We start from the raw sequence: 19,735 nt of genomic DNA on the forward strand, positions 1-19,735 counted from the left end.
CTATATATCATGACACTTTATAACACAACATTCGAAAATTTCAATAAAAGTTACATTGGTTCTGCTACGATGGCAGTAATTGGACAAAGCTGTCTGGGAGCTACCGCAGCAATGTTTGTATTAACAAACGGAACATCTGCAACACAAATGATTCAATTGGCAATTATCGTATTTACAAATATGTTTGCCAACACTTCTATTCTGGCACAAATGAGCCATAAAACAGTTTTTAATTTGATTTTAACGAGCGTATTTTTTAGTACCTTGTTTATTATTATCAACAATACTTTAATATGAGAAAGCAGATAGAAAACAGAGCTGATGTTGCTTTTTTAGTACATCAGTTCTATGCTAAAATAAGAACCGATGAAGAAATTGGTTTTTATTTTAATACGATGATAAAAGACTGGGATGCGCATCTGGAAAAATTGACAGATTTTTGGGAAACCAATTTATTTGCAGTTAAAAAATACAAAGGAAACCCTCATGCGGTGCACAATAATGTTGATGAGCATTTTGAAGGTAAAATCACATCAAATGAATTTGGAATCTGGCTTAACTATTGGTTTCAGACTTTGGAAGAACACTTTGAAGGTGAAAATGTAGAAACTTTAAAAAGACGCGCCAGAAAAATGGGAACGTTTCTTTTTATGAGTATGTTTGAGCATCGAAAAAAATTGGCGGAGGCTAATCCGGATTTATAATTAACAGCTTATTTCGTCATTGCGAGAAACGAAGCAATCTCACCAACAATAACACAACGTGTATATCCAAATGAGATTGCTTCGTTCCTCGCAATGACAAGAAATGATTATTTCCACAAACTCAATATAATCGCTGTTGCCAAAATAGAAGCCAAATATCCAAAAACAATAATCATAAAAAACTGAAATGATTTGGCTTCAAAAGCATAAATCGGTCCAATAATCGAGACTACAAATCCTAGCCAGACTAAAAACGCTAATTGTATTCCCTGAGAAATTGTTTCGTATTGAAGACTATTTATAAGCCAGGCTAAAACAAATGCGAGAACTAAGTTTGCGCCTATTTGTATCGCAAAAGAAAGTGCCATAGACGGACCTTTTGCGAGTTCTTCTTGTGTTTTGTCTACTCCTTTCATGTAAGGAGCTCTAAATAAAACAGTAAACCAAAGAAAACCAATGGCAAAACTTACAAGCGCCGAAACTAATATTGCTAAAACATTACATCCTTCCATAATATAAATATTTAAAAATCAGATTATTAAAGTTACGATATTTATATTTTAATATCAGAAAAAATTCACAAAACAATAACTATCACTTTCTAATAAAATCCAAAAAATTGAAATTTGGATTTTTTTTATTTTGAAATTTAATTAGATTTATTTCTCGAAAGCAAAAACCAAAGTAAACTTATCTTCAGAATTCTCCGATTGAATTTCCTTGTAATGAACATCAAAATCCTTAACCAAATTATCAAAATGAAGACTCGCCTGAGTTTGACTTTCGTCTAAAGAAAAAGCCTCGATCTGAATATGGTCTTTAAAACTAATTCCTTTTTCATTTCTAATTTTAAAAATTGCTTCTTTAGCTCCCCAGATTACGGTCAGTTTTTTGACATATTCCTCAGAAAAATCAGGTTTTAAGTAATTGCATTCGTAGTCGGTAAATTTATCGCCAATTCTGATAATTTTCTCACGCTGCAATTCCATATCAATTCCGACAGTTTCATCACTAATGATTATTGCCGCAAAATGATACGAATGCGTTATCGAAATAAAATTATGACAATCAAAATAAGGTTTTCCAAATTCGTCATAATGCAAATCTTTATCCGTAAAACCCATTTCCTGAATCAGCATTCGTACGCTCAAAAAAGCACGCTGATGCATTTCAGATTTCATTCCATCCAATCGTAATTGCGTTTTCTCTTTCAGGACAACTTTGCTTCGCAATTCATCAAAAGATTCTGTTATTTCCCAAATTAAAATTCGGGTATTGTCATTGCATTGTATGGTTTGAAATAAAGGCATTTTTTTAGTTATAATTATAAATTGTGAGTTATGAATGGTTTTCGCAGAAATTATTCCACCATATAAGTGAATAAGTCAATTTAAGTAAGCATAAACAAACATTAAATGAACTTCTATCACTTATATGGTTTAAGCAAACAAAACATTTATCTAAGGTACAAAAGATTAAGCGATTAAACATTTCACAAATCTTACAGAAATTAGCAAAGTTTTAAAGTTATTACGTAAATTTGCAAAAATTTTACAATTCTACAAATATAATATAAATGAGTACTACAACTACGCCATATGTGGCTTTCAAAGTAAAAGACATTTCTCTAGCGGCTTGGGGAAGAAAAGAAATTGAATTGGCTGAAGCTGAAATGCCAGGTTTAATGGCACTTCGTGCTGAATACAAAGACGAACAACCTCTAAAAGGTGCTCGTATTGCAGGATGTCTTCACATGACAATCCAGACTGCAGTTTTGATCGAAACTTTAATCGCTCTTGGTGCAGAAGTTACTTGGTCTTCTTGTAACATTTTCTCTACTCAGGATCAGGCTGCTGCTGCTATTGCTGCTGCTGGAATTTCTGTATATGCATGGAAAGGTCTTGATGAGCAATCATTTGACTGGTGTATTGAGCAGACTTTATTTTTTGGTGAAGACAGAAAACCATTAAACATGATTTTGGATGATGGTGGAGATTTAACAAACATGGTTATCGATCGTTTCCCAGAATTGGTTCCTGGAATTAAAGGTCTTTCTGAAGAAACTACAACTGGTGTACACAGACTTTACGAAAGAGTAAAAGCTGGAACTCTTCCAATGCCTGCAATCAACATTAACGATTCTGTTACTAAATCTAAATTTGATAACAAATACGGCTGTAAAGAATCTGCTGTAGATGCTGTACGTCGTGCAACTGACTTAATGTTAGCTGGAAAAAGAGTTATCGTTTGTGGATACGGTGATGTTGGAAAAGGAACTGCTGCTTCTTTCAGAGGTGCAGGTTCTATTGTAACAGTTACTGAAATTGATCCAATTTGTGCTTTACAAGCTGCAATGGACGGTTATGAAGTTAAAAAATTAAACACTGTAATTGCTAATGCTGATATCATCATTACAACTACAGGAAATAAAGATATCGTTCTTGGAAGTCATTTCGAGCAAATGAAAGACAAAACTGTTGTTTGTAACATCGGACACTTTGATAACGAAATTGATATGGCTTGGTTAAACAAAAACCACGGTGCATCTAAAATCGAAATCAAACCACAAGTTGACAAATATACTATCGCTGGAAAAGATATCATCATTCTTGCTGAAGGTCGTTTAGTAAACTTAGGTTGTGCTACAGGTCACCCAAGTTTTGTAATGAGTAACTCATTTACAAACCAGACTTTGGCTCAAATCGAATTATGGAAAAACAGCGCTGCTTACAACAATGACGTTTACATGTTGCCAAAACATTTAGATGAAAAAGTTGCTGCCTTACACTTAGCTAAATTAGGAGTTGAATTGGAAGTTTTACGTGACGACCAAGCTGCTTACATTGGTGTTGAGGTTCAAGGTCCATTCAAACCAGAATACTACAGATATTAATAATTTTAGATTTCTGAGTTTAGATTTCAGATTTCTTTGATTTATATATTCAAACCCGAAAGATTTAAAATCTTTCGGGTTTCTTTTTTTTAATTTAAAATTAATCCGGACGTGCCACGCTCACGTAGATCAAGAACGAGTTAATTTAACAAGACATTTGAAGCTTTTTTATTTTATAATTTTAAATTTGAACTTAAAGCTTTTTAAACAATAGAAAATGATAGAAAAAATTTTATGTGACATACATGGCTCAAAAGAAATGTCATTTTCATGTATTCACATTGCAATGGCAATAGACGAAAAAGAAAAAGTTGGTTTCTATTATTCAGAAGCCGAAGGAAATCTTCCTCAAATTGCCTGGTGTACTTCATGCGAACAATATCTTCTCGATAATGGAGAAGAATGGACAGATACATTTCAGGAATTAGCAGATTTTAAAACACTATGCGCCGATTGCTTTGATGAAGCAAAAAATAATGAATTAGAAATCCATCTTAGATAAATAATTGCTCACAAATTCGAAAATATAATCGTTCGAAATATCTGGTAAAAAGTATTGTAATCAATCCCAAAAGCAAAACTGATCGCAGACAAGATGAACTCGAGTTTCTTAGAATAGAAAACGGCTATAAACTTATTAGTGTTTCTGCCACAAAAGATAATCTAAAATAATTCGTTCTACTTTAAAGTTTACCTTTGTAAAAAAAGTAAACATGAAGAATTTTTTATTTTTATTCGCAGCCATCATCTTCGAAATAATTGCTACTACGGCATTAAAAAAATCGGAAGAATTTACTAAACTCATTCCAAGCATTATTACCATAATTGGATATTGCGGCGCTTTTTATTGTTTAAGTTTTGCGATAAGAACTATTCCTGTTGGCTTTGCTTATGCAATTTGGTCTGGAGTCGGCATTGTTTTAATCACCATTATTGGTGCTGTTTTCTTTAAAGAAATTCCAGATCTACCAGCAATTATTGGTCTGGCATTAATTATAATTGGAGTTATCATTATAAATGTTTTTTCTAAAACTGTTGCACATTAATTTTAAAATATGAATTTCAGAAACGCAGTATTTTCAGATTTAGAAGAAATGCAAAAATTGTATATAGAAACCATTAAATCTATCTGCCAAAGCGATTATAATGAATTAGAAGTTGAAGCCAGAAAAAACAACTCAAAAATCATAACTTCGGATATCAGTATTACAGCAAAACCTTTTTTGAAAAGAAAGGTTTTATAGTAAAAGCTGAACAAAAAAATATCCGTCATAACGTTGAATTAATCAACTATAAAATAGAAAAGAAATTATAGTTTTTGTTTAGAGTTTAAGGTTTAGTTAAATAACCTGAAACAAAACAAACCTGAAACCTGAAACAAAAAAACTTCCGCAAGTTTCGGATTTTATAACCGCAAAACCCGACCGATATTTGTATTATAAAATCATACAAAATGAACACACAGGAAAACATTAATTATAATCGAATTGCAGAAGCGATTGATTATATCAAAACCAACTTTCGGGAACAACCTAATCTTGATGAGGTTGCAGAGAAAGTACATTTGAGTCCGTTTCATTTTCAGAGACTATTTACAGATTGGGCAGGAACAAGTCCGAAGAAATTTTTGCAGTATATAAGTGTAGAGCATGCCAAGAAAATATTAAAAGAGAACAATCAGGCGACTTTATCTGAAACTGCATACGAAACCGGACTTTCGGGCACTAGCCGTCTGCATGATTTATTTGTAAATATCGAAGGCATGACTCCGGCAGAATACAAAAATGGTGGTAAAAATCTTTTTATAAATTACAGTTTTGCAGAAAGTCCGTTTGGAAATATTGTTGTAGCTTCTACCGAAAAAGGAGTTTGTTTTATGGCTTTCGCCGAAAATGAAGCAACTGGTTTTGAAGATTTAAAACATAAATTCCCGAATGCTACATTCAATAGAAAACTTGATTTAGCACAACAAAATGCATTATTTATTTTTCAAAACGACTGGAGTAAATTATCTGAAATAAAACTGCACTTAAAAGGAACTGATTTCCAATTAAAAGTTTGGGAAACATTGCTAAAAATACCAATGGGACAACTTTCTACTTACGGCTCTATTGCACAGCAAATTGACAAACCAAATGCATCAAGAGCTGTTGGAACTGCAATTGGCAGTAATCCTGTTGCTTTTTTAATTCCTTGTCACCGCGTGATTCAATCTTCTGGAACATTTGGCGGTTATATGTGGGGAAACACTCGTAAAACGGCTATAATAGGCTGGGAAGGCGTTCAGTCAAATCCCAACATATAATATTCGCAGGTTTTTTTGCCACGAATTGCACGAATGTTCACGAATTAATTTTTAAAAAAAAATACGCAGAAAAATTTGTGTTAATTCGTGCAATTCGTGGCAAAAAACAACACCATTTAAAAAACATTCATGAAAAATATACAATCTAAAATTGCTTCTCTTAATTGGGACAGCATCACTGCATCTATGCACGAAAGTGGTTTTGCCATTATCCCAAATCTTCTTGACAACGAACAATGTGAGGACTTAAAAGCAAATTATTCGAACCCAAATTTATACCGTAAAACGGTTGTTATGGAGCGTTATCGTTTTGGCTTGGGCGAGTATAAATATTTCAATTATCCGCTTCCGGATTTAATAGAAACAATTCGAACTTCGGTTTATCCTAAATTGGCACCAATTGCAAATGCGTGGATGAAAGTTTTGAATATAAATACTGTTTTTCCGAATACACATGACGAACTTTTGGAACAATGCCATGCAAATGAACAATTGAAAGCAACGGTTTTAATTTTAAAATATGGCAAAAGTGGTTTTAATACGCTTCATCAGGATTTATACGGAGACATTTATTTTCCTATTCAAACCGTGCTTTTTTTAAACGAACCTGATGAAGATTTTACCGGAGGTGAATTTGTCCTGACGCAGCAAACGCCCCGCGCACAATCTAAAGCGATTGTGCTTAAACCTAAAAAAGGTGATATGCTTGTTTTTACAACTAATTTTAGACCAATAAAAGGTTCAAAAGGATATTATCGTGTAAACATGAAACATGGAGTTAGTGAAATTCATTCGGGAGAGCGTCATACTTTGGGAATTATTTTTCATGATGCTTTGACATAATTTATTTCTCGCAAAGACGCGAAGTCGCAAAGGTAATTGCTCTACTGTATTTTTTTAAGCTTTCTTAGACTTTATTCAAATCATTAGAAGAAAACTTTGCGCCTCTGCGTCTTTGCGAGATTCTAATCAATAAAAAAAATGATAATTATGCTTCGACATAACAACATTTCAGATTTCGATCTTCGAAATCAAATTAAAAAAAGCGAAATTTGCTTTGGTGGCAACCGGAAACTAAAAATCTACGGAACGCTAAAATGCAGTTCGGGAAAAAGAATGAAACGCGAAAACCGGGTTTTCTTTTTGTCTGAAAATGAAGCAAAACAAAATGGTTTCAGACCTTGTGGGCATTGTATGAAAACCGAATATCAAAAATGGAAAAATGGACTTATTTAATCCTGAAATAAACGAATCTACAAATCTGCTTCCAAAAGACGGAAAGGTAAATTATTACGGAAAGGTATTCTCCAGAGAAGATGCCGATTTTTATCGCGAAAATTTACTAACCACAATTGACTGGAAAAATGACGAAGCTGTTATTTTTGGAAAACTGATTTTAACGAAACGAAAAGTAGCTTGGTACGGCGATCATGAATTTGAATATACGTATTCTAAAACCACAAAGAAAGCTTTGCCTTGGACAGCAGAATTATTGGCTTTGAAAACTATTATAGAAAGGAAAACCGGCGAAACTTTTAATTCCTGTCTGCTTAATTTATATCACTCTGGCGACGAAGGAATGGCCTGGCACAGCGATGCCGAAAAAGATTTAAAAAAGAATGGAGCCATTGCTTCTGTAAGTTTTGGTGCCGAACGTAAATTTGCTTTCAAACATAAAGAAACGAAAGAAGTTGTTTCCTTGATTCTGGAACACGGAAGTTTATTAATTATGAAAGATACTACGCAAACGCATTGGCTGCATCGGCTTCCTCCAACAAAAACTACTCTTAAACCTCGTGTTAATCTAACCTTTAGAACAATCGTAAGGTAGAATATTATTTTTTAGACCTGACAGGTTTTAAAAACCTGTCAGGTCTATCTCGGTTAATTTTTATTCGCTACAGTATGGTAAGAAAGAGCCAAAGCGTCTTGAAACATTTCAAGTGGAACTTTATCTAAATCAACAAATGTCCAGCCCTGTTTTCCCCATTTATTTGGGATTGGATAGAAAAAATTTTCGCTTGATGCACAAAAAACAGATTGGTCGATTTCGGTAAATTTTAAAACTCCTCTATTATTTTTCTCGTCTATTGTTGCGAATATTTTTTTCTTAATCCGGAAAGAAGTTTTATCAAAATGCGGTTCTTCTGTTGCTTCGGGAAACGCTAAAGCTAAAGTTTTAAAAGTTTCAATACTAACCATAAATTATCAGTTTTAAACCATGTTTTACCAACCTTGATTCAATCCATTTTTAAGGACTTCATCGTATTTTTCTTTATCAAAAGAATATAAATTTGGTGCTTTGTGCGCCACATTACTTTTCTTTTCGTCGAGTTTCGTCAGGATTCCGATGTTGGTTATTTTTCTAAGAAAATTTCTTCTGTCTAACTTCTTATCCAAAATCGTTTCGTATAATTTCTGAAGTTCTGGAATGGTAAATTTTTCGGGTAATAAATTATATCCAACAGGCATTAAATTCAATTCTATTCGAAGTGTGTCTAAGGCTTTATCTAAAATTTCTTTATGATCCAGAATAAGTTCTGGCACTTCTTTATGATCAATCCACTCGGCGACCTCGTATTTATTTACAGGATTTGGAATTATCTTTAAAAAATCAACTAAGGCATAATATCCAATTGTTACAAAACGCTGTGTAAGCCATTTTCCCTTTTCTTCGTCTATATTAAGACGCTCTAAAATTGCTTTTCCAAAATGCTGATCGTTTCTTTTTATTTTTCCAAAAGTCGCAAATTGCCTTAAAAAAACGCCCTCAACTCCAGTTCGGGTATTTAGAACCGTAACTGCTGCGGTATCAATATCCTGATCAATTGGTATAAATCCTCCTGGCAATGAACATTGTAAACTGTCGGGAATTTTATTCAATAAAACTTTTAGCTGATTGTCATGAAAACCAAAAATCACACAATCTATTGATAACCCAGGCTGGTAATTTTGATTGTTTTCTATAATATCTTTTAACATTCTCTACTATTAAGTTATCAAGTCTGATCTGAAATGAATATGCAATTTAATACTTTTTGTAATTAAGGTTTAGATTTTTGAATCGCTGCATCTTTTTTTCCAATTAAAAATTGAAAAAAAACACAAGTGTATAAATCACAATTTTTATTTAAAATGAAAAAGTAATCAAAAAAATAAGTACATTGCGTCATAATAACACATTTAAGGTCTAAATTGTGATTATTCGACTGAAAAGAAAGAATAAAACTACGAAATGAACTTAGGTTTGCAGCGGTTTATAAAAAAGCGAGAAACGAGATAGTTAATGACAGAGATATGATTACCAATTCGTTAAAAAATATCAATAAAAAAATTAGGTCCAAAATCTGGACTTCTTTTGGTTTTGTTTCTAAAACTTATCTTTTAGAAGCTTCAATCAAATATAGCGAAGAACAGGAAAAAATTTTCAACCAAATGATTGTTGAAACTGAAGCAAAAGATAAAAAAGCAAAACGTGAAGCTTTTGACAAAGCTTTGTATGCTTCTTATAAAGGAATCGGCGCTATGGATTTTATAAATACGGTTTTAAAATAATTCAGAATTTTACCAATCATTACTGTTTTTAAACTTTAAGCTATTCTGTCTGGCTTTTTATTTCCCTTAGACTTTATACAATTTGTCTCTTAAAAATTGTTTACTCCTTACTCAATTGTCCTTTGTGGCTTTCTCATTTTTTTTAGGTTTTCTATTACATTATCTAAGATTAAATCTTTATAAATCAAGATAACGAAATGTTTATTTCCAGAAAACTGAACTTCTATTAAAATTAATCTAATCGTATTTATTTTTAGCAAAATTCTATATTTTTGTTAGAGACGAAAGATTTTACTTACTACTAATAAAAGCCGAACTATGGAAGAAGCCGTACATTTAGAAAATTACAAAATTCAAAAACCAGAACATTGGGCCAGTAACATTGATGATGCCCAACTTATAGAATATATTAAGGAATCTGATTTCTCGCAAAAACAAGCTGACGAAGGACGCGATTACTGCTATTTTTTAGACAAAATCTATTATACTAATGACAAAGAAAACAGCGAATATGCTTGTTTGGCGTACACACTAAATGAACCTTCGAATTTAGAAAGAGCTTCTGTTGTAGATATTGTGCTGGAAGAAAATGAAACGTATGTTATACACAGAATCAGTGTTTTGAGAGATGGGGTTTTGGTAGATAAAATTCCAGACACAAAAATTAAAATACTAGATAATGAAAACCAGAGTGGCGGTGGAGTTTTAAACAGTACCAAAAAAATTAACCTGACTATAAAAGATCTTCGCTTGTATGATATTTTGATTATGGAAGATTCCAGAATTAAAATCTTTACAGAGCGCGATTTTTTACGCAAAGAATTTTTAAAATATGTTTGGGTTGGTCCCGATAGTTATTGGGCTTATGGAAAATATAAATTTACTTTTAAAAACGATCGTCAAAAAACAATTGCTTACAAAAAAACCTTTTTTAGAGATACAGACGGAAATGTATTAGAACCTGAAATCAGTTATTTAAAACAAGGCGAAGAGTTTGTAATTGATGAAGAAAATTATATCAATTTTGTTGATACGAATCGCGAAATTTCTCCTTTTATAGATTTTGCCACAGACAGTAACTGGATTGATTTGTCGAATTATATTTATCCTATTTACGAAGAGATTTTTACTAAATCTTCATTGCAGGAATTTGCGCCAAACTTGGTAGAAAAACTTGATGCAATTACAAATAAAGACGAACAGCTGCAGTTTGCTATAGAATATGTGCAAAATCATATCAATTATATTTACAATGCAGATGAGATGAACGGCCACAAACCGCAGGAACCTTCTATTACTTATGAAAATAAGCAGGGAGATTGCAAAGCAAAATCGGTTTTGCTCAAAGTGGTTTTAGATTATATTGGTGTTGATTCTTCTATTATTCTAGTCAATTTCAACACTGACTTTTACATGAAATATTATTTACCGTCATTGCTGACTTTTAATCACGTAATTGTAAAGATTAATTATAATGGCGAAAGTTATTTTGTTGACGCTACAACCCGTGATGAATTTGGTTTGATCGAAAATCGCGGTTTTATCTTTTTCATGCATTATCTGGAAGTTAAACCAAATCTGGGATTACAGATAAAACAGCCACATCGTTTTTCTTATTATTGTGTGGATGAAAAATCGGAAGTGAATGTTCAGAATAATATTGGAAAACTGAAATTAACTACAATATACAAAGGAAATCGTGCCAATAATATGCGCAAGTATTTTAAGAATACAAACAAAAGAGAAATTATTGACAGTTGGAATAATTTCTTCTTTTACACGCTGAATTATTCGAATGACAGAAACGGAACTGATCTTAGAAATATATTTAAAGACGCTGCAATTGAGATTATCAGCGATGATAAAAAGCTGAACGAATTTAAAGTAGAATATAAAACTACTATTGAAAATGCTTATTTTACGGATGCGAAAAACAACCGTTTTTTAATGTATTTTGATCGAAATATTGTGAAGAACAGTGCACGAGATTTTATGCATAAAGACATTACGTTCTGGCATAATTTTGATAATGAAAGATATGAAATTAGTCTTCAGACAGATCAAACGATAGATGTTTCTGAGAAATTTACGATTCAGGAAAGCACGATCAAAAATCCGTATTTTGATTTTACCAGTCGTAAAAAAATCACGAAAAACGGAGGGACGATTTATATTGATTTTAAACCTTTGGTGAACTTAGAGATTCCAGAAAAAGATTTTGAAGATTTCAGAAATGCACATCACGATGTGGCAGACAGTAACTTCGGAATTGGGGTTGATATTATTGAAGATGGTTTTATGAATAAACTAAAATTCAATTTTAAAAAACGTTTTAACTAAGAATTAATTTTTCTAAATAAAAAAAGCGGAGCTCCTCAGGCTCCGCTTTTTATTTTAATTACACGATTTTAGAAATTGCAATTAATTTAATTCAAAATTAGATTTTAATTTAATATCTGCAGAAGAAGCTCCGATCATTACTTCGAAATCACCAGGTTCTGCCGTCCATTCTAATTTATTATTGTAGAAAGAAAGTTTTTCTTTGTCGATTATAAATTCAATTGTTTTAGATTCTCCGGCATTTAATTTCACTTTCTGAAAATCTCTTAATTCTAAAATTGGTCTTACAACAGAACCAAATTTATCTTTTAAGTATAATTGTACTACTTCTTCTCCGGCAACTTTACCAACATTTGATAATTTGAAAGAAACTTTAATCGTTTCATTACTGTTCATTTTAGTCGAAGATAATTTCAAATCAGTATAATCAAATTTAGTATAACTTAATCCGTATCCAAATGCAAATTTTGGAGTTGTTGGCAAATCAATATAAGCAGATTTGTAAACTTTATTTTCATTTACAGAAGGTCTTCCTGTACTAAAATGATTGTAATAAATCGGAATCTGTCCTACTTCTCTCGGGAAAGTGATTGGTAATTTTCCAGACGGATTATAATCTCCAAATAAAACATCAGCAATAGCATTTCCTGCTTCTGTTCCTAACCACCAAGTATATACAATTGCAGGAACATTGTCTGCTGTCCAATTAAAAACAAGCGGTCTTCCGGCATTTACTAAAACCACAACTGGTTTTCCTGTTGCCATAACTGCTTTTACTAAATCTTCCTGAACTCCCGGAATATGAAGATCGCTTCGGCTTTTTGCTTCGCCGCTCATGTCGTGTCTTTCTCCAATACTCAAAATTACCACATCGGCTTGTTTTGCGGTTGCAACAGCTTCTGCAAAACCATCTTTATTATCACCTTCTACTTCACAACCTTTTGCGTAAAGTAATTTTGTGTTTTTACCCACTTTATTCTGTAAACCGTCCCATTGCGAAACTACCCATTTGTTGTAATCTACGTTTGGTAATTCTACAGACCAAAATCCCATATTTGCTTTGTATTCTTTTACCATTGGTCCGATAAAAGCAATTGTTTTTAGGTTTTTAGAAAGTGGTAATGTCTGGTTTTCGTTCTTTAATAAAACGATACTTTTTTCTGCAACTTCTAGCGCAGCTTTTCTATTTTCTGGATTATTAAGTACTTTTTCTGCTCTTTTTTCGTCAGAATAACGATAAGGATCATCAAATAAACCTAACTCGTATTTTTTACGAAGAATTCTTTTTACAGCATCATCAATTAGATCAACAGAAACTCTTCCATCTTTTACTAATTCGGCTAAATTATAGCGATACGCATTACTTTCCATATCCATATCACTTCCTGCGGTAATCGATGCGTAAGCTGCTTCTTTAAGGTTTTTTGAATAACCGTGGGCAACCATTTCTCCCATAGATCCCCAATCTGAAACTACAAATCCCTGAAATTTCCATTTTCCTTTTAGAATATCTCTTTGTAAGTGCTCATTTGCAGTAGCAGGAATTCCGTTTAAATCATTAAAAGAATTCATAAACGTTGCTGCTCCGGCGTCTAAAGCCGCTTTAAAAGGTGGCAGATACGTTTCTAGAAGCATTCTCTCGCTCATATCTACAGAGTTGTAATCTCTACCGCCAACTGCTGCTCCATACGCTGCAAAGTGTTTTACGCAGGCCATTACAGAATTTAAATCGCCTAATTTATTTCCTTGAAATCCTTTTACTCTTGCATAAGCAATTTGAGAACCAAGATAGGTATCTTCTCCTGCTCCTTCCATCACTCTTCCCCAACGCGGGTCACGGCTAATATCTACCATTGGTGCAAATGTCCAGTGAATACCGCTTGCAGAAGCTTCTGTAGCGGCAACTCTAGCTGCTAATTCAATAGCTGCTAAATCCCAGCTTGCTGCTTCGGCTAACGGAATTGGAAATGTTGTTTTATAACCGTGAATAACATCCTGACCAAATAACAACGGAATTTTAAGGCGTGACTGCATTGCCAATTCCTGATATTGTCTGGTATATTTTGTTCCAATGATATTCAGCATTGAACCAATTAAACCTTGTTTGATTTCAGTTTGTTTGTTCGGATTTATGGTAATAGGTCCAGTTGCCTGATTGTCTCCTGTGTATTGATTAAGCTGACCAATTTTTTCTTCAATAGTCATTTTTTTCAATAGCGCATTTACTTTCTGATCTATTGTTTCCTGCTGTGCTACCGCTATAAACGATACCAGCAACAAGGTAAAAGTGGTTATTTTTTTCATGAAATTAGTGTTGTTACCAAACGTAAGTTGCTACTGAACCTGCATTTAATGTAGTTGAAATTTGTTTTTGATTGTATTTTATATTGAATGTTTCTGCTTCAGTTCCATCATTTTCTACAATTAGAACAATTTGTCCAGATGGTGTTTTAAAGGCTGCATTATATAAATTCCCGCTTATATTACTGCCTATTCTAACGGATCCTTCTGGAACAAATTTTGAGGCGTGACCAATAATATAGTAACCTACTTCTCTTTTTATATTTTGGTTTTGATCGATCATTAAAGCTCCTTTACAAGTAGAACAACCGCCTGGTGTAAAAGGTTTATAGAATTCATCGTTTGCCAATCCCCACGAAAGTGCATTTTTACTCCAGTTACGCATAGAACCAATTACTACATTTTTTACGCTCCATCTTAAATCATTCTCAAAACTATTTTTTGATCCTGTATATTGTTCTGTAAAATATAAATCTTTGTTTGGAAATGCATCGTGCACTTTTGAAAGCGCGCTGATATCTCCTTCGTATAAATGAAAAGCTGAACCTGTTACAAACGGAAGTGCTTTTGGATTGTTTAAAATCGTTAGAGGGTATTCTGGTTTGTTGCAGTTGTGATCGTAAACGATGATTTTGGTTTTGATTTTTGCTTTTGCGAAAGCGGGACCTAAATTATTTGCAATAAAGTCTGCCTGCTGTTCTGCCAGCATTAATAAACTCGGGTTATTTCCCGGATGCAATGGTTCGTTTTGAGGCGTAATGGCATCGATTGTAATTCCTTGCGCTTTCATTGCCTGAATGTATTTTACAAAATATTGGGCATAAACTTCATAGTATTTTGGCTGTAAGCTGCCGCCTTTAGTGCTTCCATTGTCTTTCATCCAAACTGGTGGCGACCACGGAGAACCCATAATTTTTATGTTTGGATTTATGGCTAAAATTTCTTTTAAAACCGGCACAACATCATTTAGATCCGGACCAAGATTAAAATGTTCCAGCGTTAAATCGGTTTGGCCTTCTGGCATATCATCATACGAAAAAACCTTTTCATTCAAATCTGAAGCTCCAATACTAATACGCAGATAACTCAAACCAATCGCGTCATTTTTTCTAGAAAACAATTCCTGAAGCAAGGCTTCTTTTTTGTCTTTGTCTAGTTTTAAGATCGTTTGAGCACTTCCTCCTGTTAGAGAAAATCCAAAACCTTCTATGGTTTGAAATTTTTGAGAAGTGTCTACTGTAATGGTTTGGTTTGAATTGGTTTGGGTATTAAAAACCAAATCATCCTGTTTTTTAAGTAGCGAAGATTCGTCTGATGCTGTAACCCAAGCTTCAGCTTTATTTGAAGCGCTTACTGCATTTTTTGAAGTACCGCATTTTATTTGTACTGCGATAAGCGGCAGTAAAATTAAAATTTGAAGTTTTTTGTTGATGTTTTTCATTTTAATCTATTTCTATTAAGACAGGTAAATGATCCGATGGATATTTTAAATCTTTTGAATCACTTAAAACTGCATGTTTTTTTACGGTTAGACCACTATTTTTAGAAATAAAAATATAGTCTATTAATAACGTAACAGGCTCATTATGTCTGAATCCGTTAAATGTTCCTGATGGGCCAAAAGGTTTTTCTTTCGATACTTCTCTGGTGTCATCCATTACTTTTTTGACTTCGGAAATTTGTGTGGTTTGAGGTTCTGAGTTAAAATCTCCCATTAAAAATGCCGGGTAATTTTTGGTGTTCATTTCTTTCATTTTAGAAAGTATCAGCTGTACTCCTTTTACTCTTGCTTCATTCCCCATATGATCCAGATGAACATTAAAAACCCAAAATAATTTCTTTGTTTTTAAATCTTTAAAAAGACCATAGGTACAAACTCTGTTACACGCTGCATCCCAACCTCTTGAAACCACATTTGGTGTTTCTGAAAGCCAAAATGTATTGCTTTGTTCTACTTTAAAACGATCTTTTTTATAATAAATCGTACAAGCTTCTCCTTCGCCTTTTTCTTCTCTTCCTATTCCAAATTTGTTATAATCTGGCAATGCCGAAGCAATATTAATTACCTGATTTGGTGTTGCTTCCTGAACTCCAAAAATATCCGGACTGTAAAATTGTATTTGATCTGTAAAATAATCTTTTCGGTTTGGCCATGCATTTTCGCCATCTGAAGCAACATCCAAACGAATATTATAAGTCATAATTTTTAAATTTTGACCATAAAATAAACCACTGCTTAAAAGCAATAGTATTACTAAAACAATTCTACTTATGTTTTTCATCTTTAAAAAATTTTGTTTCGGCAAAGCTAGTATTTCTGCGACTTTATCGGAAAAAACTTATTTAAATGTTTTAATTAATTATAGACTCTTTAGATTACTTTTTTGAATTGGCTTTTTTACTTTCTGAAAAATCTAAATAATTCAGATTCAAACCGCCTTTGTCAAAAACTACTTTGATTTTATTTGTTTCGGCTTTTAGTTCAACTCCAGATAAAATTGCTGTTTTCCATCCTTTGGTTGCCGGAAGAACAATTGTTTCTGATTTTATTCCGTTTTCAATTTCTAGATGAAGTTTTGCTTCAGCATCACTTGAATAACGAATTGCAACCTGATATTTATTTTGTTTTGAAACTTCAACAGTAAATTGCAGCCATTCGCCGTCTTCAATAAAGGAAACCTGATATCCGTTTGATCCTGAATCTTTGCATGGCAGAATATCAACTCCGTCATTTCTCATGGTATTACCTTTGTTCCATTCGTCAAATTTTCCTGTTGCTACTCTGTAGTTTACAAAATCTGTATCTGAATAGGCGTAACCGTTTGTTCCTAAATCGTATTGTGTTGCAGCAATCTTTCCGGGAATACTATGTTTTTTATAAGGTTTTGTATCATTGGTTTGCACTTGTCTAAACATGGCGTCTATTACATCTGGTTTTACGGTTACGTTTTCCATTTTGTAATTATCGGCCATTTTCATCAAAGTCTTTTTTGCAAATTCCGGAGTTGGTTTTTGACCGCCGTCTTTCCAGTATTTCAATAAAACATCATATTCCGGAATTTTGGTTACTGAGGTTACTCCTGCAATATTTTCGATTTTTTTCATTGGCCAGAAAGCCCAGCCAATATTGTTGGTTTCCATAAGTGTAAGGGCGTCTTTAAACCAAACATTAGAGTTTTCGCCGCTTTCTCCTAACCAAATAGGAACGTTATATTGTGTTCTGTAATCCAACATTTTCTGGATCGATTCTTTGTCATTGTGATTCCAATATTTATGAAAACTCAACGCCATATTTTCATCCCATAAAGGAAAAATTCCGTTGTAATTATTTCCCCAGCAGTTTCCTTCAATAATTACCATGTGGTTGGTATCTACTTCACGAATTGCTTTTGTAATGGCAACCATCAAATCTCTCAAAGGTCCGTTTGAGTTTTCGTCACAGCCATTTTTATTTGTTCCTGTAAAATTCCAGTTGGGTTCGTTTATGATATCGTAACCACCAATCCAAGGATTATCTCTATATCTTGAAGCTAATTTTTTCCATAAAGCAATCATTTTTTTCTGATTGGCTTCACTTTGCCAAAGCGATGGTTTTGTGGTATCAAAATCCGAAATTGCGGCATCATTTCCTTGTCCGCCTGGCGTAGCATGCAAATCTAAAATAAGATAGATTTTGTTTTCTGCACACCATTTTACCAAGTTATCGGTCATGGTAAAACCTTCTTCTATCCAAGTGATTTCACCATTCTTTTCTTGTTCTATTGGCGGTGTGTATAAATTGTAGTGCATTGGCAAACGAAGCGAATTGAAGCCCCAAGCTGCAAGAGAATCGACATCACGTTTTGTAATTCCGTTTGCTTTGTATGCTGCATAAAATTCCTTTGTTCCCTGCTCGCCTATTACGTCTTGAATTTTTTGTTTGATCTGATATTGCGGACTTGCAAATGGCTGTGTCTGTATCATATATCCTTCCTGCACCATCCATCCGCCAAGACCAAGACCTCTTAATATTACGTTTTTGCCATTTCCGTCTACAATTTTTTGCCCGTCTCTATGCAGAAATCCCTGCCCAAAAGAAGCAACCGAAACCAAAAGCTGTATAGTGATTAATATTTTTTTCATATCAAGAAATACCTTTTTTTAATAATTACTTTTACTTCCAAGTATAGGTTGCTACAGATCCTCCGCCTAGAGAAACTGCTGCCCATTTATTATTGTATTTGATGTTGAAATATTGTGTATCTGATCCATCATTTTCAACAATTAGAACTTTCGATCCTGTTGGTGTAATAAAGGCAACATTTTGTAAATTTCCGCTTATGTTACTGCTAATACGAATGGATCCCATTGGAACAAATTTAGAAGCATGAGCAATAATATAATACGCCACATTTCTCTGAAAATTGTCTGCTGATGTAATCGTGATTGCGCCTTTGCAAGTGGTGCATCCGCCTTGTGTGTGAGGTTCGAAAGAAGCATTGTTGGCTACATTCCATTCTAATGCATTTTTGCTGTAGTTACGCATCGAACCAATAATTACATTTTTAAGATGCCATTTTAAATCTCCTCCAAAATCTCCTGTAGAAGCTGTAAATTGTTCTGTGAAATAAACATTTTTAGTCGGATATGCATTATATACATCACTCAGCGCGCTGATATTTCCAGAATATAAATGAAATGCAGAACCGTCTACAAATGGAAACGCTCCGGCATTTGCTAAAACTTCTTTTGGATAATTTGGATTGTCACAGTTATGATCGTACGCTATAATTTTTGTTGAAAGACCGGCTGCTTTTAAAGCTGGACCTAAATTTGTTTTTATAAATTCTGTCTGATCTGCTGCTGCCATATACATACTCGGATTATTTCCGTCATGAAGAGGTTCGTTTTGAGGTGTAACAGCATCTATTGTAATACCTTCTGCTTTCATCGCCTGAATGTATTTGACAAAATATTTAGCATAGACGTCATAATATTGCGGTTTTAATTTACCTCCTATAAAACTGTCTTTGTCTTTCATCCAAAGTGGCGCTGTCCATGGGGTTGCCAAAATTGGAATTTTTGGATTGATGGCTAATATTTCTTTTAAAAGCGAAATGACACCATTTTTGTCTTTTGCAAGACTAAATTTTGCCAGATCAAGATCGGTTTCTCCTGTTGCAAGATCATCATAGGTAAAAGTAGATGCATGCAGATCTGATGCTCCTATACTAATTCTTAAATAACTTACACCAATTGCATTTTCTCCAGAACCAAATAATTCCTGCAATAAAGCAGTTTTTTTTGCAGCTGTTAATTGGTTGATCATATCGGCGCTTCCGCCTGTAAGAGTGTAGCCAAATCCGTCTATGGTTTGGTATTTTTGAGAATCTGAAACTTCTATATTTGGATATGTATTAGAAGTAGTTCCAAAACCTAAAATTTCAGTTTGTTTTTGCAACAATACACTTTGATCCGATTTGGTAAGCCAGGATTCAATATCATTTGTAACGGCTACTGGAGGATCAACTGGTGGCAAAACGGGATCAACGGCATCGTTTGAAGAAGAACATCCTAGCTGCGTGCATATTGTAGCCGCAAAAAATAATGTCTTTATGTTGGTGGTTAAACTGAATTTCATATTTATAGTTTTTAGTG

Annotated in this window: 21 protein-coding genes; 12 read left to right on the plus strand and 9 right to left on the minus strand. The window is 33.5% G+C overall.

Features of this window, described 5'->3' with window-relative positions; genetic code table 11:
* The first annotated feature begins 9 nt into the window (after window positions 1-9).
* Together EV144_RS07695 and EV144_RS07700 are read left to right on the plus strand one after the other, a co-directional pair.
* Window positions 10-297: a hypothetical protein gene (locus EV144_RS07695; protein ID WP_134147700.1), complete on the plus strand. Its 288-nt coding sequence runs from the start codon at window positions 10-12 to the stop codon at window positions 295-297.
* The gene (locus EV144_RS07700) at window positions 294-704 is read left to right on the plus strand and encodes a group III truncated hemoglobin (protein WP_134147702.1); all 411 of its coding nucleotides are present in this window, start codon (window positions 294-296) and stop codon (window positions 702-704) included. The genes EV144_RS07695 and EV144_RS07700 overlap by 4 nt, the downstream gene beginning before the upstream one ends.
* Window positions 705-811: 107 nt before the next feature.
* Here EV144_RS07700 and EV144_RS07705 read toward each other — a convergent pair whose 3' ends face one another.
* Together EV144_RS07705 and EV144_RS07710 are read right to left on the minus strand one after the other, a co-directional pair.
* The gene (locus EV144_RS07705) at window positions 812-1,216 is read right to left on the minus strand and encodes a DUF1761 domain-containing protein (RefSeq protein WP_134147704.1); all 405 of its coding nucleotides are present in this window, start codon (window positions 1,214-1,216) and stop codon (window positions 812-814) included.
* Between the two features lie 147 nt (window positions 1,217-1,363).
* Window positions 1,364-2,014, minus strand: a complete 651-nt coding sequence (locus EV144_RS07710) for a 4'-phosphopantetheinyl transferase family protein (protein WP_134147706.1) — start codon at window positions 2,012-2,014, stop codon at window positions 1,364-1,366.
* A gap of 266 nt (window positions 2,015-2,280) precedes the next feature.
* Here EV144_RS07710 and ahcY point away from each other — a divergent pair, with 266 nt between their 5' ends.
* The 8 genes from ahcY to EV144_RS07750 all read left to right on the plus strand — a co-directional run bounded on the left by ahcY (window position 2,281) and on the right by EV144_RS07750 (window position 7,733).
* Complete coding sequence (ahcY, locus tag EV144_RS07715; protein ID WP_134147708.1) at window positions 2,281-3,597, plus strand: adenosylhomocysteinase; 1,317 nt, start codon at window positions 2,281-2,283, stop codon at window positions 3,595-3,597.
* A 217-nt stretch (window positions 3,598-3,814) separates the two neighbouring features.
* Window positions 3,815-4,099: a hypothetical protein gene (locus EV144_RS07720; RefSeq protein ID WP_134147710.1), complete on the plus strand. Its 285-nt coding sequence runs from the start codon at window positions 3,815-3,817 to the stop codon at window positions 4,097-4,099.
* A gap of 211 nt (window positions 4,100-4,310) precedes the next feature.
* A complete protein-coding gene (locus tag EV144_RS07725; RefSeq protein WP_134147712.1) occupies window positions 4,311-4,643 on the plus strand; it encodes a DMT family transporter in 333 nt (110 codons plus the stop codon).
* Between the two features lie 9 nt (window positions 4,644-4,652).
* Entirely contained in the window at window positions 4,653-4,841 is a 189-nt protein-coding gene (locus EV144_RS07730) for a hypothetical protein (protein ID WP_134147713.1), read from the plus strand.
* Window positions 4,842-5,050: 209 nt separating this feature from the next.
* Complete coding sequence (locus EV144_RS07735; protein ID WP_134147715.1) at window positions 5,051-5,902, plus strand: bifunctional helix-turn-helix domain-containing protein/methylated-DNA--[protein]-cysteine S-methyltransferase; 852 nt, start codon at window positions 5,051-5,053, stop codon at window positions 5,900-5,902.
* A gap of 129 nt (window positions 5,903-6,031) precedes the next feature.
* Window positions 6,032-6,745, plus strand: coding sequence for a 2OG-Fe(II) oxygenase (locus tag EV144_RS07740; protein ID WP_134147717.1), 714 nt, complete (start codon window positions 6,032-6,034; stop codon window positions 6,743-6,745).
* 147 nt (window positions 6,746-6,892) lie between these two features.
* Window positions 6,893-7,138: an Ada metal-binding domain-containing protein gene (locus EV144_RS07745; RefSeq protein WP_134147719.1), complete on the plus strand. Its 246-nt coding sequence runs from the start codon at window positions 6,893-6,895 to the stop codon at window positions 7,136-7,138.
* Window positions 7,125-7,733 (plus strand): alpha-ketoglutarate-dependent dioxygenase AlkB family protein, encoded by a 609-nt coding sequence (locus EV144_RS07750; protein WP_134147720.1) that lies wholly within the window; start codon window positions 7,125-7,127, stop codon window positions 7,731-7,733. The genes EV144_RS07745 and EV144_RS07750 overlap by 14 nt, the downstream gene beginning before the upstream one ends.
* A gap of 53 nt (window positions 7,734-7,786) precedes the next feature.
* Here EV144_RS07750 and EV144_RS07755 read toward each other — a convergent pair whose 3' ends face one another.
* Together EV144_RS07755 and EV144_RS07760 are read right to left on the minus strand one after the other, a co-directional pair.
* A complete protein-coding gene (locus EV144_RS07755) occupies window positions 7,787-8,104 on the minus strand; it encodes an MmcQ/YjbR family DNA-binding protein (RefSeq protein WP_134147722.1) in 318 nt (105 codons plus the stop codon).
* A 24-nt stretch (window positions 8,105-8,128) separates the two neighbouring features.
* On the minus strand, window positions 8,129-8,884 hold the full coding sequence (locus EV144_RS07760; RefSeq protein WP_134147724.1) for an NUDIX hydrolase: 756 nt from the start codon (window positions 8,882-8,884) through the stop codon (window positions 8,129-8,131).
* Window positions 8,885-9,199: 315 nt separating this feature from the next.
* On the opposite strand from EV144_RS07760, the gene EV144_RS07765 reads away from it, so the two are divergent.
* Window positions 9,200-9,457, plus strand: a complete 258-nt coding sequence (locus tag EV144_RS07765; protein ID WP_134147726.1) for a hypothetical protein — start codon at window positions 9,200-9,202, stop codon at window positions 9,455-9,457.
* Window positions 9,458-9,775: 318 nt separating this feature from the next.
* Window positions 9,776-11,797, plus strand: coding sequence for a DUF3857 domain-containing protein (locus EV144_RS07770; RefSeq protein ID WP_134147728.1), 2,022 nt, complete (start codon window positions 9,776-9,778; stop codon window positions 11,795-11,797).
* 81 nt (window positions 11,798-11,878) lie between these two features.
* Here EV144_RS07770 and EV144_RS07775 read toward each other — a convergent pair whose 3' ends face one another.
* The 5 genes from EV144_RS07775 to EV144_RS07795 all read right to left on the minus strand — a co-directional run bounded on the left by EV144_RS07775 (window position 11,879) and on the right by EV144_RS07795 (window position 19,718).
* Entirely contained in the window at window positions 11,879-14,101 is a 2,223-nt protein-coding gene (locus EV144_RS07775) for a glycoside hydrolase family 3 N-terminal domain-containing protein (RefSeq protein ID WP_134147729.1), read from the minus strand.
* Window positions 14,102-14,114: 13 nt separating this feature from the next.
* Window positions 14,115-15,539 carry a glycoside hydrolase family 30 protein gene (locus EV144_RS07780; protein WP_134147731.1) on the minus strand — a complete coding sequence of 475 codons (1,425 nt, stop codon included), beginning with the start codon at window positions 15,537-15,539 and terminating at the stop codon, window positions 14,115-14,117.
* A gap of 1 nt (window position 15,540) precedes the next feature.
* Window positions 15,541-16,380 (minus strand): endonuclease/exonuclease/phosphatase family protein, encoded by an 840-nt coding sequence (locus tag EV144_RS07785; protein WP_134147733.1) that lies wholly within the window; start codon window positions 16,378-16,380, stop codon window positions 15,541-15,543.
* A 94-nt stretch (window positions 16,381-16,474) separates the two neighbouring features.
* On the minus strand, window positions 16,475-18,220 hold the full coding sequence (locus tag EV144_RS07790; RefSeq protein ID WP_134147735.1) for a cellulase family glycosylhydrolase: 1,746 nt from the start codon (window positions 18,218-18,220) through the stop codon (window positions 16,475-16,477).
* Window positions 18,221-18,251: 31 nt separating this feature from the next.
* Complete coding sequence (locus EV144_RS07795; RefSeq protein WP_134147737.1) at window positions 18,252-19,718, minus strand: glycoside hydrolase family 30 protein; 1,467 nt, start codon at window positions 19,716-19,718, stop codon at window positions 18,252-18,254.
* Window positions 19,719-19,735 lie beyond the last annotated feature (17 nt).

The sequence above is a fragment of the Flavobacterium sp. 270 genome (genome assembly GCF_004368785.1).
Taxonomy (GTDB): domain Bacteria; phylum Bacteroidota; class Bacteroidia; order Flavobacteriales; family Flavobacteriaceae; genus Flavobacterium.